The 14,049-nt window shown below is 67.4% G+C and carries 14 protein-coding genes; 9 read left to right on the top strand and 5 right to left on the bottom strand.

Annotation, left to right across the window (positions count from 1 at the left end):
* Position 1 precedes the first annotated feature (1 nt).
* Positions 2–1,174, bottom strand: a complete 1,173-nt coding sequence (locus HHL10_RS08785) for a Wzz/FepE/Etk N-terminal domain-containing protein (protein ID WP_235971233.1) — start codon at positions 1,172–1,174, stop codon at positions 2–4.
* Between the two features lies 1 nt (position 1,175).
* Positions 1,176–2,987 (bottom strand): SLBB domain-containing protein, encoded by a 1,812-nt coding sequence (locus HHL10_RS08780; protein ID WP_169159986.1) that lies wholly within the window; start codon positions 2,985–2,987, stop codon positions 1,176–1,178.
* Between the two features lie 337 nt (positions 2,988–3,324).
* On the opposite strand from HHL10_RS08780, the gene HHL10_RS08775 reads away from it, so the two are divergent.
* Both HHL10_RS08775 and HHL10_RS08770 read left to right on the top strand, forming a co-directional pair.
* Positions 3,325–4,509, top strand: a complete 1,185-nt coding sequence (locus tag HHL10_RS08775; protein ID WP_169159985.1) for an MraY family glycosyltransferase — start codon at positions 3,325–3,327, stop codon at positions 4,507–4,509.
* Positions 4,457–5,929, top strand: coding sequence for a DEAD/DEAH box helicase (locus HHL10_RS08770; protein WP_169159984.1), 1,473 nt, complete (start codon positions 4,457–4,459; stop codon positions 5,927–5,929). The genes HHL10_RS08775 and HHL10_RS08770 overlap by 53 nt, the downstream gene beginning before the upstream one ends.
* 75 nt (positions 5,930–6,004) lie before the next feature.
* Here HHL10_RS08770 and HHL10_RS08765 read toward each other — a convergent pair whose 3' ends face one another.
* The 3 genes from HHL10_RS08765 to HHL10_RS08755 form a co-directional block, all read right to left on the bottom strand.
* On the bottom strand, positions 6,005–6,766 hold the full coding sequence (locus HHL10_RS08765; protein ID WP_169159983.1) for an SAM-dependent methyltransferase: 762 nt from the start codon (positions 6,764–6,766) through the stop codon (positions 6,005–6,007).
* The gene (locus HHL10_RS08760) at positions 6,757–7,971 is read right to left on the bottom strand and encodes a capsule assembly Wzi family protein (RefSeq protein WP_169159982.1); all 1,215 of its coding nucleotides are present in this window, start codon (positions 7,969–7,971) and stop codon (positions 6,757–6,759) included. Before HHL10_RS08760 ends, HHL10_RS08765 begins: the two co-directional genes overlap by 10 nt.
* A gap of 129 nt (positions 7,972–8,100) precedes the next feature.
* Positions 8,101–8,700 (bottom strand): Maf family nucleotide pyrophosphatase, encoded by a 600-nt coding sequence (locus HHL10_RS08755; protein ID WP_169159981.1) that lies wholly within the window; start codon positions 8,698–8,700, stop codon positions 8,101–8,103.
* Between HHL10_RS08755 and HHL10_RS08750 the strand changes: the two genes are divergently transcribed.
* From HHL10_RS08750 to acpP, 7 genes are all read left to right on the top strand, one after another.
* The gene (locus HHL10_RS08750) at positions 8,663–9,319 is read left to right on the top strand and encodes a YceD family protein (protein WP_310734559.1); all 657 of its coding nucleotides are present in this window, start codon (positions 8,663–8,665) and stop codon (positions 9,317–9,319) included. The two genes, HHL10_RS08755 and HHL10_RS08750, sit on opposite strands and share 38 nt — an antisense overlap.
* Positions 9,320–9,578: 259 nt before the next feature.
* Positions 9,579–9,761: a 50S ribosomal protein L32 gene (gene rpmF, locus HHL10_RS08745; protein WP_169159980.1), complete on the top strand. Its 183-nt coding sequence runs from the start codon at positions 9,579–9,581 to the stop codon at positions 9,759–9,761.
* 193 nt (positions 9,762–9,954) lie between these two features.
* Positions 9,955–11,004, top strand: coding sequence for a phosphate acyltransferase PlsX (gene plsX / locus HHL10_RS08740; RefSeq protein WP_310734568.1), 1,050 nt, complete (start codon positions 9,955–9,957; stop codon positions 11,002–11,004).
* Positions 11,001–11,990 (top strand): beta-ketoacyl-ACP synthase III, encoded by a 990-nt coding sequence (locus HHL10_RS08735; RefSeq protein WP_169159979.1) that lies wholly within the window; start codon positions 11,001–11,003, stop codon positions 11,988–11,990. Before plsX ends, HHL10_RS08735 begins: the two co-directional genes overlap by 4 nt.
* A 36-nt stretch (positions 11,991–12,026) precedes the next feature.
* Entirely contained in the window at positions 12,027–12,965 is a 939-nt protein-coding gene (fabD, locus tag HHL10_RS08730; RefSeq protein ID WP_169159978.1) for an ACP S-malonyltransferase, read from the top strand.
* Positions 12,962–13,711 (top strand): 3-oxoacyl-ACP reductase FabG, encoded by a 750-nt coding sequence (gene fabG / locus HHL10_RS08725; protein WP_169159977.1) that lies wholly within the window; start codon positions 12,962–12,964, stop codon positions 13,709–13,711. Before fabD ends, fabG begins: the two co-directional genes overlap by 4 nt.
* A 96-nt stretch (positions 13,712–13,807) precedes the next feature.
* Positions 13,808–14,047, top strand: coding sequence for an acyl carrier protein (acpP, locus tag HHL10_RS08720; protein WP_169159976.1), 240 nt, complete (start codon positions 13,808–13,810; stop codon positions 14,045–14,047).
* Positions 14,048–14,049 lie beyond the last annotated feature (2 nt).

Raw genomic sequence — 14,049 nt, 5'->3', positions numbered from 1 at the left:
ATCAGGAGCGGTGTAGCGCAGCACGCAACTGCATCAGCTTCTCGGCCTTGTCCGGATCGGCGGCAGAGCGGCGCCAGAAGTGACGCACGACGACGAAACCGGCCAGTAGCAAGAAGGTGATGAACGTGGTTGCTACGGCGATGAGTCCCTTCTTGGGGGCGCTCTTGCGCTCGGGCGGGGTAGCGGGGTCAACCACTTGGATCAACGTGCCCTCGCGACTCTCATCCACCCGTGCCAGCTCGTACTGCTTGGCCATGATGTCGAACAGCGCCTCCTGGTACTTGAACTCGCGATACTTGCTCACGTAGTTCGCGTCTCCGCCTTGCTGGCTGGTGTTGGCTTCCAGGCGTGCCAACTGGCCCCGCAATGCCGAGAGCTTGGCCAGTGCCTGCTGAACTTCAGGTGCGTTGTCGGCCAAGCTGCGGCGCATGGCCTGCAGGCGCACTTCCGTGGCTGTGGCTTCGGCTCGCAGCGCGACATAGCCCTCTGCGGCAGCCTGGGGCTCGATTTTGAGCGCACCTGGGTTGATGCCGCTGCCTTCCAAGGCCTGCTGTGCCCTGGTCAGGCTGCCGCGAACTTGCTGAAGCTGTTCCTCGAAGAAGGCTCGCCGTTGCTGGGCCTCGGAAATTGCCAGCCCGCTGGACAGGGCGCGCAGTTCGACCACGTGCTGGTTGGCCATTTCGGCGGCGCGCTGCGGGTCGTGGTCATCCACCTCCACACTGATGAGCCCGTCCTTCTTGCCCACACCGATGCGCACGTTGTTGGCGAGTTGCTTGCGGGCATCCTGCCGGTACTCTACGTCGTAGACCTCCATCAGCTTGAAGCGCTCGATGATGCGGTCGGCCACCGTGGTGCTCTGCATCAGCCCAACGTACTGGTCGGACATATTCTTGATGCCAGCTAGCGAGCCCAAGCCGCCCGCCAGAGCGCCCAGCGAGCCCAGGGCGGCCGCAGCCGAGCTTTGCTGCTGCGCCGGAGGCATGAAGACGGTCTTGGCTGTAAACGTGGGCGTGATGAGAAAGCTGAGCCCTAGTGCCAAGAGACCAACCACCAGCGGCCCTGCAATGAGCAGCCTCAAGTGCTGCACCATTGGTACGGCGATGTCGAGCAGGCCAATGCCTTCATCGTCATTGGCCTCATACATGGGCACGTCGGCCCTCATGTCGTTGCGCATGTCAATCGCGGAGGACCTTGATGGCCGCGGCGCCCAGGCCGAGTTGGTAGAGGATCTGCGTCCAGTCCCTGAAGGACTGCACCAGCGTGGTCTTGTTCATCTCTTCGGGTACGAAAATGGTGTCGCCCGGCTGGGCCGGCACCTTCAGGCTACCGCCACGGCCGAACCAGGAGCTGCCGTCCTGCAGCGCGCTGACCACGCTGCCGTTGGCGCGGATCACGAACACGCTGTCGCGGTCGGCGCCGCGCGTGGGGCCGCCGGCCAGGCGCAGGTAGTCGTCGATGCTGCGCGGGCCACCCCAGAGGTAGTTGCCGGCGTTGAAGACGCTGCCGAACACGCCCACCGTGCTGCCGCGCGGCGGGATGTAGAGGCGGTCGCCGTCCTCCAGGGCCAGTTCCGGCAGCGAGGCGCTTTCCGGCGTCATCTGCAGCACGATGCGCCCGTTGGGCTTGACCGCGCGCAGCCGCTCGATCAGCTGCGACGTGGCCGCCGCCCGCGCGGTCTGCGCGGCCGACTCGTCGGCGGTGTTGGTGCGCTGCGTCGCGTTGTTGCGCGACAGCTCGGTTTCCAGGTCGCGCAGCGCACGCTCGTAGTTCTGCTGCTGCGTGCGCTGCACGCTCTCGCGGGTGAACTGGGTGCCGAACACGTACGCCGACGGGCTCAGGCCACCGGCGGCGCGCAGCGCGTCATTGATGGAGCTGCTGGCCGGCAGCACGTACTCGCCCGGACGGGCGACCTCGCCCTCCACGCGCACGCGCTTGTTCTGCTTTTGCACGGACAACTGCGCGTCCACGGCGCTGAAGACGCGCAACACGTCGCCGTTGCTCAGGGGCAGCCGGCCGCTCACGGGCAGGGGCAGCTCGGCCAGGCGCTCGCCCAGACGCTGCTCCAGGCGCTCCACCGCGACACGGCTGCGGTCGGCCACGGCCGTGAAGCCGCCGGCCATGCGCAGCGCATCGTCCACGGTCTCGCCGGGCTTGATCTCCAGGATGACCGGACGGTTGACGCTGCCGATCACGCCGACTTGCGCTCCCAGCGGGCCGACGTGGATCACGTCGTCGGGCTGCACCAGCGCGTCGGCGCTGCGGTCGCCCTTGAGCAGGAAGTCGTAGAGGTCGAAGCGGGCCACCGTCTGGCGCCCGCGCTGCAGCGTGATGTTGCGCAGGCTGCCCGCGGCCGAAGGGCCGCCGGCGCGCAGCAGCGCATTGAGCACGCTGGAGAGGCTGCTGACGCTGTAGGTGCCGGGCCGGTCCACGAAGCCCGTGACGTACACGCGCACGCCGCGCAGCTGTCCCAGCGACACGCTGAGATCGAAGTTGCGGAACACCTGCGCCACGCGGCGGCGGATCACTTCCGGCAGCTCGGCATAGCGCACGCCCGACACCAGCACCGGACCCACGCGCGGGATGTTGATGCGGCCGGTGCGGTCCACCACCACGCGCACGTCGGCATCCACCGAGCCCCAGAGCGTGACCACGATCTCGTCGCCGCTCTTGATGAGGTAGTCCGGCGGCACCTGCGGGCTGTAGTCGGCGCTGTTGGGATCTTCCGTCCGCGTCATCAGCTCTGCGCCCAGGCGGCGCACGGTCAGCGCATCGGCGCCTTCGCCCATTTCGCTCATCCCGGCGCGCCGCTGCACGAACAGCTCGAACTCGCTGGGCTTGTAGGGCAGCGGGGCCAGGCGTTGCCCCGGCTGCTGCTGTTGCGGGCTCAACAGGCTGGCATCCTGTGCGCCGGTCGCACGGGCGTCCAGCCCGTTGCCGCTGCCTACTCCGTAGGCCAGCACCGGCTGGCGCAGCCGGATCGGCCCCATAGCGTCCGAGGCATCGCTCGCGGACCCCAATTGCGCCCAGGCCGGTGCCAAGCCGGCCAGGGCCAGCAGTGCCGCTCCCAGGGGCTTGCGCAGGCTATGACCATGGCCGGTACGACAGCAAGAGGTGGATGACAGGCGCGGGAAGGATCTCATTGGCGTGAAAGCAGGCGCGAACCGGGCCATGACGCGGTCCGGAACTCAATGAATTTGGGGTGCTGTCGGCGTGCGGGCGCACTGGACTTGAGGGTTGATTCTACCGGACCCCCTTATGGCGCTTTCTGGAGCAATGCTCGGGCGCCGGCATTGGTGCGTTGCAGCAGCCTGAGATAATAGATATATGACCCTGCTGTTCACCGCATTCATCGTGGCTTTCTTGCTGACCATGGGTGTGGTGCGCCTGTCCCGTACGCATGCCCATCTGGTCAATGACCATGGCAGCGGACCGCAGAAGTTCCACGCCCGGCCGGTGCCGCGGGTGGGCGGAGTGGGCATCGTGTGCGCCGTGACGGTCGGTGCGCTGGCGCTGTGGTGGCAGGACGGGCGGGTCGGCGTCACGGCGCTGTTGCTGCTGGCGTGTGCGGTACCGGCTTTTGGCGCGGGCATCGTCGAGGACATCACCAAGCGGGTGAGCCCGGGCAAGCGGCTGCTGTTCACGGCGGTGTCGGCTGTCCTGGCGGGCTGGCTGCTCGATGCGCTCATTCGCCGCACCGACATCCCGGGGCTGGACTGGGTGGTGTCGTTCTGGGCCGGTGCAGTGCTGTTGACGGTGGTCGCGGTGGCGGGCATCGCCAACGCCGTCAACCTGATCGACGGCTTCAATGGGCTGTCGTCAATGTGCGTGCTGATGATGCTGGCGAGCCTGGCCTACGTGGGCTTCGCGGTGGACGACCAGCTCGTGGCGGTGATGGCGCTGGTGGGCGTGGGCGCGGTGCTGGGCTTTTTCGTCTGGAACTACCCGGCCGGGCTGGTGTTCCTGGGCGACGGCGGAGCGTACTTCCTGGGCTTTTACCTGGCCGAGCTGTCCATCCTGCTGCTGGCGCGCAACCCCGAGGTGTCGCCGATGTTCCCGCTGACGCTGGTCATCTATCCGGTGTTCGAGACGCTGTTCTCGATGTACAGGCGCAAGTGGCTGCAGGGGCGCCCGGTGGGCATGCCCGACGGCGTGCACCTGCACAGCCTGATCTACAGGCGGCTGCTGCGCTGGGCCGCGGGCGAGCGCACCGCGCGCGAGCTGACGCGGCGCAACTCCATGACGGCACCGTACCTGTGGCTGCTGTGCATGCTTTCCGTGGTGCCGGCCGTGCTGTGGTGGGACAGCACGCCCATGCTGGCGGGCTGCATCGTGCTGTTCGCCGTGAGCTATGTCACGCTGTACTGGCGCATCGTGCGCTTCAGGGCTCCGCGCTGGATGGTCTTGCGCCGCAGTCGCCGCCGTGCCAGCGCCACAGCGGGGATAATTGCGCGACATGATGGATCTCACGCAAACCGCGGCACCGGCTGCCGCCCCCAGCGCCCCCAGTGAGGCGCCGCGCTTCGACACTCTCCCGCTCGACCCCAAGCTGCTGCGCGCCGTAGCCGACCAGGGCTACGCGACGATGACCCCCATCCAGGCCAAGGCCATCCCGGTGGTGCTGGCCGGGCGCGACGTGATGGGCGCGGCGCAGACGGGTACCGGCAAGACCGCCGCCTTCTCCATTCCGTTGCTGCAGCGCATGCTGCGCCATGAGAACAGCAGCATGTCGCCGGCGCGCCATCCCGTGCGAGCGCTGGTGTTGGCGCCCACGCGCGAGCTGGCTGACCAGGTGGCGAACAACGTCAAGGCCTACTCCAGGCACACCAAGCTGCGCGCGGCGGTGGTTTTCGGCGGTGTGGACATGAAGCCCCAGACCGCCGAGCTCAAGGCCGGCGTGGAGGTGCTCATCGCCACGCCGGGCCGGCTGCTGGACCACATCGAGGCCAAGAACGCGGTGCTCAACCAGGTCGAGTACGTGGTGCTCGACGAAGCCGACCGCATGCTCGACATCGGCTTCCTGCCCGACCTGCAGCGCATCCTGAGCTACCTGCCCAAAACGCGGCAGACGCTGCTGTTCTCGGCCACGTTCTCGTCCGAGATCAAGCGGCTGGCCGAGAGCTACCTGCAGGATCCGGTGCTGGTGGAAGTGGCTCGTCCCAATGCCACGGCCTCCACTGTCGAGCAGCGTTTCTACAGCGTGGCTTCCGACGACAAGCGCGCCGCGGTGCTCAAGCTGTTGCGCGAGCGCGCCATCAAGCAGGCCATTGTCTTTGTCAATTCCAAGTTGGGCTGTGCCCGGCTGGCGCGTGCTTTCGAGCGCGACGGGCTGCGCACCAATGCACTGCACGGCGACAAGTCGCAGGACGAGCGACTCAAGGCGCTGGACGCCTTCAAGCGCGGCGAGGTGGATGTGCTGGTGTGCACCGATGTGGCCGCGCGCGGGTTGGACATTGCCGATCTCCCGGCGGTCTTCAACTTCGATGTGCCCTTCAACGCCGAGGATTATGTGCACCGCATCGGCCGCACCGGCCGTGCCGGTGCCTCGGGTCTGGCCATGACGCTGGTGACGCGCGAGGACGCGCGGCTGGTGGCCGAGGTTGAAAAGCTCATCAAGAAAAAGATCGAGCTGGAGCCGTTGGAACTCGAAGACGACCGCTGGCGCCGGCCTCGCCGCCCGGTTTCAACCGAGGAGCGCGGCGCGGAATTGCCGCGCCGCGCCGAACGTGCTGCACCGCTGCGACGCAGTGCCGCGGCGTCTGCGGATCCCTTCTTTGATCGGCCCTATGTACCCAGCGTCACGACCGGCACGCCGGCGTGGGAGCAGGGGGCGCCGTCGATTGCCCAAACTGGTGTATCGCTGCACCAGAAGCCTCGCAAGAAGATCGCTGCGCTGTTTGGGGCCAAAAAGACGGAAGCGTCAGCCGCTTAATCTGAGGCCAGCACCTTCCGCAGGGGGAACGGGTTGCTGCGGTGCTGTGCGCCGTTGCCGGGTGCACTCGAGTGTTCAGGCCTGGAACACGAATACCGCCGGCACGTCGGACGGCAGTGTGCGCGGTTGTGCACGCCAGCGCGCGACGGCGTCGCTGCGTGTCCATTCCGTCTCCAGCGTCAGGCCGCAACTCACTGACAGTTGCGTGGTTGGCTGCAGCGTCGCCAGCAGCGCCGAGAGCATCGCCTCGTTGCGATAAGGTGTCTCGATCAGCAGCTGCGCCTGCGCGGCGCGGCGCGACAGCGCCTCCAGCTCGCGAATGCGCGTGGCGCGCTCGGCACCATCTACTGGCAGGTAGCCGTTGAAGGCAAAGCGCTGACCATTGAGCCCGCTGGCCGCCAAGGCCAGGAGCAATGCGCTCGGGCCGGGCAGTGGCCTGACCGGGATGCCCAGTCCGTGGGCTGCGGCGACCAGCGCCGCGCCGGGATCGGCCACCGCAGGCATGCCGGCCTCTGACATCAGGCCAATGTCGTGCCCCTGCAGCGCGGGCTGCAGCAGCGGGCGCAGATCGGGTGCCTGCTGCGCCGAGCGCCCCTTGGGCGGGCGCGGTAGCTCGACGATGTGCAGCTGCTGCAGCGGCGCTGCCAGAGGCACCACGGCGCCCACGCGCTTAAGCACAGCGCGTGCCGTGCGGGCATTTTCCACCACCCAATGCTGTAGCCCCGCGGCGGCTTCCAGGGCCCCGTGCGGCAGCACTCGCTGGATGTCGGGCACGGACTCGCCGCTGCCGAAGTCCAGAGGGCAAGGCACCAGCAGCAATCGACCTTTCAGTGCCATGTCTGCTGCCACCACAGTTGCGCGGCCGTGTCGCGTCCATTGCCGTCACGGCCGCTCCACAGTGACAGGCCCAGTGCCCATTGATTGCTTGGGCTCCAGGCCATGGCGGCGTTCAGGCCGCTGAGGGAACCGGCGGCCAGCCGTTGTGCCGTGTTCAGTGCGCGGCCTCTGTAAGCGATCAATTCGCCTTTGAGAGCTCCACCGTCCAGCAGCGCGCCCAAGCTGGTGAGCTTGGTGTCGCCGCCGCTCGGATAACCCAGTGGCAACCCGTTCTGCGTGTAGCCCTGGCGGTAGATATGGTGGCGGTAGGCCGTGCCGGGCGGGCCGGCGACGACATGGGCCCGCTCCGCGAACAGCCGCAGGCTGCCGCCGTTGTGCCTCATGGACCATTCCAGGCCGCCGAGCTTCATGTTCTTGGCCGGCCGATATCCGGCTTCGTCTTCCCCCGTGAGTTGGCCATACAGGGCCATGCTTTGCCTTTCGGTCGGCGACCAATGCCAGCGCGCATCGATGCCGGCGAGCTGGTTGCCGGGCTCCTCGCTGCTGCCTTCGTTGTCTTTTCCGATCAGCCCCCTCCAGAGGGAGCTCAAGCTCTGATCGCGCCCGTGTCCGCCCCACTGCAGCGTGCGCGATAGGCCGAGCTGAAGTGGCGGCAGGGGCTGGATCTCTACTCGCATGCCGACCAGGTTGGGGTGTGCGGGCTCAGCGTGCCCGCTCAGCCGGCCGATGAAGAAGTCCGCGTTCCAGGGTCCTAGCCAAGCCAGCCAGGGGTGCTCAAAGGCGGAGGAGGAGGTCTTGCGCCACCCTACCGCAGGCACTGCCGGTGCGGCGGCATCCAGGATCAGGCTGCCGCTCCAGGCAGGGCCCCAATGCCGGCGCTGTACGGAGGCGTAGATCTGGCCTGGTCCGAGCGGCGCGGCCAGCTCCGTGCTTTCGAGCGTCCAGTGGCGTTGCGCCTCCGAGTCGCCGAGCACGCCTAAGCGCAGCACCGGTCCACTTTCGGCCTCGTAAAGGGTGTGCAGCAGGCGCACTCCATTGCCGCCCGAGCCCACAGGCGAGGCCACCAGCTGCGGCAGCGTGTCGAGCTCGCTGCCTGCAGCCAGCACCAGCCCATCCGGGGGAGCGGGCAGCGACTGGGGCAGGCTGCCCTGCGGGCTGGCGTCGCTCTCGATGAGCTGCTGGTGGCGTGCCAGTGCCTGGCTCAACGATGGGCCGGCATGGGCCGGCAGTGCTGCGATGCAGGCCAGCGCTGGCGCGGCGTGGCGCAGTGGGCGAAGAAGTGGGCGGTGAGGCATGCGGGTCTCTCGGGGAGCGGCCTGGTTGGGGCCGGTGGCTCAGGGAGGAGACAGTGGGTCGATGCCGGCTGCGCGCAGGAGCTGGCAGGTGCGTATCAGCGGCAGGCCCACCAGCGCGGTAGGGTCGTCCGAGTCTATGCGTTCCAGTAGGGCTACACCGAGGCTTTCGCTCTTGGCGCTGCCCGCGCAGTCAAAGGGTTGGTCCAGTGCCAGGTAGTGCTTGATCTCCGCCTCCGACAGCGAGCGGAATGTCACCGTGACCGGTGCCAGCAGGGCTCGCTCGAAACCGCAGTCGCGCCGTACCACCGCCACGGCCGTCTGGAACACCACCTGCTGACCACTCATGCGGTGCAACTGCTGCGCGGCCCGGTCGAAGTCGCCGGGCTTGCCGATGGGCTCGCCATTCAGGTCTGCCACTTGATCCGAACCGATCACCACCGCGTCGGGATGCCGGGTTGCCACGGCCTGCGCCTTGGCCAGCGCCAAGCGCAGCGCCAGCGCGGCCGGTGCTTCGCCGGGACGCGGCGTTTCGTCGGTTTGCGGTGCTTGCACTGCAAAAGGCAGGCGCAGCCGCTCCAGCAATTCGCGTCGATAGCGCGACGTGGAGGCAAGGATCAGTAAAGGCTTCATCAATGACATTGTCCCGCCCGGCACAGAAGGCTCGCTGGGGCCCTTTAAACTGCCCCCGATGAAAGCCCGCCCGCACGATCCTTTGCGTTTGGATATCGAGAGCTTCGCCGCTGATGGCGCCGAGCTGCAGGGGCGCTGGCCGTTGACGCAGTTTGAGCGGCTGCTCGACGGCTGGCCTGCCGAGGCGCCGCCGCCCGGCGCCGACGTGGAGTGGTCCGCCAGCGGAGAGCTGCGCCGGCCCAAGGCACTGGAGCCTGAGCGCTGGCTGCACCTGGAGGCGCACACGCAGGTGTGGCGCGAATGCCAGCGCTGCCTGAAACCTGTGCCGCTGCCGCTGCTGCTGCAGCGCAGTCTGCGTTTCGTGCGCGGGGAGGAAGAGGCGGCTCGGCTGGACGCCGAAAGCGAGGAAGACGTGCTGGCCTTGGAGCGTTCTTTCAACCTGCAAGCACTGGTGGAGGACGAGCTGCTGCTGGCGTTGCCTCTGGTGCCGCGTCACGAGCAATGTCCGCAGCCGCTAACGGTGCTTGGCGAACCCGATGATGACGAAGCGCCTGTGCGCGAAAACCCCTTTGCGGCGTTGGCGCGTTTGCGGCGTCGCCCCGATGGTCAAGGCGGCAATGACGCTTGAGCTTGATTGTTGGCAAAGCCTGGGTTTGAGGCTTGGGTCGGTAGCTGTTATACTCGTAGGCTTCGTTCAATGGCGCCCCATGGCGCTGCCCGGTGGTTGGGTGGCGCAAATCGGAAGGTAGGAAGTCGGTAAAAGAAGGTCTTTCCCCTGAGGGGAGGGCGTCTGGCCGGTGCATCCTGCGTGGGGCTGTCTCTGCACTCGGGTCCGGTGCTTCCGGCCGGCGCAGGTTCTGCTCGGCAAGAGCGCAGGAGAATTCAACATGGCCGTTCAACAAAACAAGAAGTCCCCTTCCAAGCGTGGTATGCACCGCTCGCACAATGCCCTGGCCCAGCCGGGTACCGCGGTTGAGCCGACCACCGGTGAAGTGCATCTGCGTCACCACATCAGCCCCAACGGTTTTTATCGTGGGCGCAAGGTGCTCGCCACCAAGTCTGACGCGTGAGCTAGCGGCCGGCCCTGCCGGCCATTCGTGATGGGCTCGCATGCTGTTTGCCCGGCTGGTGCGTGCAGTGCCGCCGGGCATTCGTGTGCCTGCCGGCATTTCGCTTGCCGTAAGGCAGGTGCTGATTTTCAGCACATAGGCGCCGTTTCTGGATCCTCACGTGTCCCCATCGTCTCCCGCTGCACTCTCCCGGGTGCGCTTGGCCGTCGATTGCATGGGCGGCGACCATGGGCCTGCCGTCACGCTGCCGGCCTGCCAAGCGTTCCTGCGCAGACATCCCCAGGCCGAACTGCTGCTCGTGGGCACCGAGGAGGCGCTGGCCGCCGCGCGGGGCTGGGAGCGCTGCACGCTTGTGACGGCCAGCGAGGTGGTCGCCATGGACGACCCGGTGGAAGTGGCGCTGCGGCGCAAGAAGGACTCTTCCATGCGGGTGGCCATCGAGCTGCTCAAGGCGGCCGCTGGGGAGCAGACGCGGGCAGATGTCTGCGTTTCGGCTGGCAATACCGGCGCTCTCATGGCCGTGGCGCGCTACGTGCTCAAGACGTTGCAGGGCATTGACCGCCCCGCCATCGCCACCGTGATGCCCAACCGCCGCGATGGTTTCACCACGGTGCTGGATCTGGGTGCCAATGTGGATTGCACTGCTGAGCACCTGCTGCAGTTTGCCGTCATGGGCAGTGCATTGGTGGCCGCGGTTGAAGGCAAGGAAGAACCGACGGTGGGCTTGCTCAACATCGGCGAAGAAGCCATCAAGGGCAGCGACACCATCAAGCAGGCGGCCGAGCTGCTGCGCGCCGCCGCTGCGGCCGGCCAGCTCAATTTCCACGGCAACGTGGAAGGCAACGACATTTTCAAAGGCACTACCGACATCGTTGTCTGCGATGGTTTCGTGGGCAACGTCGTGCTCAAGGCTTCGGAAGGTCTGGCCGCTATGCTGGCGGAGTTCATCCGGCAGGAGTTCACTCGCAACGCTTTTTCGCGCCTGGCGGCGTTGGCCGCGATGCCGGTGCTCAAGCATTTCAAGGCGCGGGTGGATCACCGGCGCTACAACGGCGCAGCGCTGCTGGGGCTGCGCGGTCTGGTGTTCAAGAGCCATGGCTCGGCTGACGCGTTCGCCTTCGAGCAGGCCCTGGCACGCGCGTATGATGCCGCCCGCAACCGGCTGCTGGACCGGGTACATCACCGCATCCTTGGCACGCTGCAAACCTCGGCCACGCCGGGGCCGGCGGTTCACGCTGCATGACTTCCAACGCTACCCGTTATTCCCGCATTGCCGGCACCGGCAGTGCACTCCCGCCGCGGCGGCTCAGCAACGACGACCTTGTGCGTCAGCTCGCCGAGCGGGGCATCGAGACCTCTGACGAATGGATCGTCGAGCGCACTGGCATTCGCGCGCGCCATTTCGTGGACCCGGGCGTCAATGCCAGTGACCTCGCGGTGCAGGCCGCGCGGCATGCGATGGAGGCTGCCGGCGTGCAGCCCGCGCAGATCGACCTGGTGATCGTTGCGACCTCGACGCCGGACATGGTCTTCCCCTCCGTGGCCTGCCTGGTGCAGCGCAAGCTCGGCATTCCCGGCGGTGCTGCCTTCGACGTGCAGGCCGTGTGCTCGGGCTTCGTCTACGGTCTCTCCATCGGCGACGCCATGATTCGCGCCGGTAGCGCCACGCGTGCGCTGGTGATCGGCGCGGAAGTCTTCTCGCGCATCCTCGACTTCAACGACCGCACCACCTGCGTGCTGTTTGGTGATGGCGCCGGTGCCGTGGTGCTCGAAGCCAGCGACACCCCCGGCATCGTGGCCAGCGAGCTGCATGCCGACGGCCGATATGCCGACATCCTGTGCACGCCAGGGACGGTCTCGGGCGGGCAGGTGACCGGCAGCCCGCTGCTCAAGATGGACGGGCAGGCGGTGTTCAAGCTGGCGGTGGGCGTGCTGGCCGAGGTGGCTCATTCCGTGCTGGCCAAGGCCGGGCGCTCCGAGGCTGACATCGACTGGCTCATCCCGCATCAGGCCAACATCCGCATCATGCACAGCACCGCCAAGAAGCTGAAGCTGCCGGCCGACAAGGTGATCGTCACGGTGGACCAGCATGGCAACACCTCCGCCGCCTCGGTACCTCTGGCACTGGACGCCGGCGTGCGCGACGGCCGCATCCGGCGCGGTGACACGCTCATGCTCGAAGGCGTGGGCGGCGGCTTCACCTGGGGCGCGGTGCTGGTCGATTTCTGACCTGCGCCAGGTTTTTTGCACTCACTCCGTTCAGTGATGACTTCGTTCGCATTCGTCTTCCCCGGCCAGGGCTCGCAGGCCGTCGGCATGCTCGACGCCTGGGGCGACCATCCGGCCGTGCGCAGCACGCTTGAAGAGGCGTCGCAGGCGCTGGGCGAGGATGTCGCCCGCCTGATCCACGAGGGTCCCAAGGCGGCGCTTGACCTCACCACCAACACCCAGCCCGTCATGCTTACCGCCGGCATCGCCTGCTGGCGGGCCTGGCTGGCCGAGGGCGGTGTGCAGCCGCAGGCGCTGGCGGGCCATTCGCTGGGCGAGTACACGGCGCTGGTGGCCGCGGGGGCGTTGACGCTGGCCGACGCGCTGCCGCTGGTGCGACTGCGCGCACAGGCCATGCAGGAGGCCGTGCCCGTGGGCACGGGCGCCATGGCCGCCATCCTGGGGCTGGATGCGCAGGCCGTGCGCGAAGGCTGTGCCGAGGCCGCCGCGGCCAGTGGCGAAGTCGTCGAAGCGGTGAATTTCAACGATCCCAAGCAGACCGTGATCGCCGGCACCAAGGCCGGGGTCGAAAAGGGCTGCGAAGTGCTCAAGGCCAAAGGCGCCAAGCGCGCCCTGCCGCTGCCGGTGTCGGCCCCGTTCCACTCCAGCCTGATGAAGCCGGCGGCCGAGCGGCTGCGCGAGAAGCTGGCCACGGTGGCGGTAGACGTGCCGGCCATTGCGGTGGTCAACAACATCGACGTGGCCACGCCGGTGGAACCCGATGCCATCCGCGACGCGCTCTACCGTCAAGCTTTCGGTCCTGTGCGCTGGGTGGAACTGGTGCAGGCCCTCAAGGGCCGTGGCATCACGCATGTGGTCGAGTGCGGCCCGGGCAAGGTGCTGGCGGGCATGGTCAAGCGCATTGATGCCGAGCTGCAGGGCGCGGCGCTGTTCGATCCGGCCTCGCTGGCCGAAGTGAAGGGGTTCCTGGCATGAGCGCACCTGCTCTGAACGAACAAGTCGCGCTCGTGACGGGCGCCTCGCGCGGTATCGGCCGCGCCATTGCCCTGGCGCTGGCCCAGGCCGGCATGAAGGTCATCGGCACGGCCACGACGGACAACGGCGCCGAGTCGATCACGCAGGCCCTGGCTGCCTTTCCCGGCTGCAGCGGGCTCAAGCTCGATGTCAACGATGCCGCCGGCGTGGACGCGGCCATCGAGACCCTGGTCAAGGCGCAGGGCGGCTTGCATGTGCTGGTCAACAACGCTGGCATCACGCGCGACCAACTTGCCATGCGCATGAAGGACGCCGACTGGGACGCGGTGCTCGACACCAATCTCAAGGCGGTGTTCCGTCTGAGCCGCGCCGTCATGCGGCCGATGATGAAGCAGCGCTACGGCCGCATCGTCAATATCACCTCGGTGGTCGGCGCATCCGGCAATGCGGGGCAGGCCAATTACGCCGCAGCCAAGGCCGGCGTGGCGGGCATGACCCGTGCGCTGGCGCGCGAGCTCGGCAGCCGCGGCGTCACCGTGAACTGCGTGGCCCCGGGTTTCATCGCCACCGACATGACCGATGTGCTGCCCGAGGCGCAAAAGGCCGCGCTGCTGCAGCAGATTCCGCTGGGCCGGCTGGGCCAGCCGCAAGAGATTGCGGACGCCGTCTGCTTCCTGGCCTCGCCGCAGGCGGGCTATATCACCGGCACCGAGCTGCACGTCAACGGCGGCATGTTCATGCACTGAATAGCACCGAGTGGGCCCGCCGGGGCGTCAAGGGGGATCACCCCCTCGGACGCGTAGAATCCGGGCCGTTTGAGCAATCCCCTCCTGGAGGAGTCAATGAGCGATATCGAAGCACGTGTCAAGAAAATCATCGCCGAGCAGCTCGGCGTGCCCGAGGCCGACGTCACCAACGAGAAGGCTTTCGTGGCCGATCTGGGCGCGGACTCGCTCGACACGGTGGAACTGGTGATGGCTCTGGAAGACGAGTTCGGCATCGAGATCCCTGACGAAGAGGCCGAGAAGATCACCACGGTGCAACTGGCGATCGATTACGCCGCCAAGAACTACAAGGGCTGAAC

It is taken from the genome of Azohydromonas caseinilytica, from assembly GCF_012927045.1.
Lineage (GTDB): Bacteria > Pseudomonadota > Gammaproteobacteria > Burkholderiales > Burkholderiaceae_C > Azohydromonas > Azohydromonas caseinilytica.
Note: the sequence above shows the minus strand (reverse complement) of the source record. Positions and strands in the feature narration are given on the sequence as shown.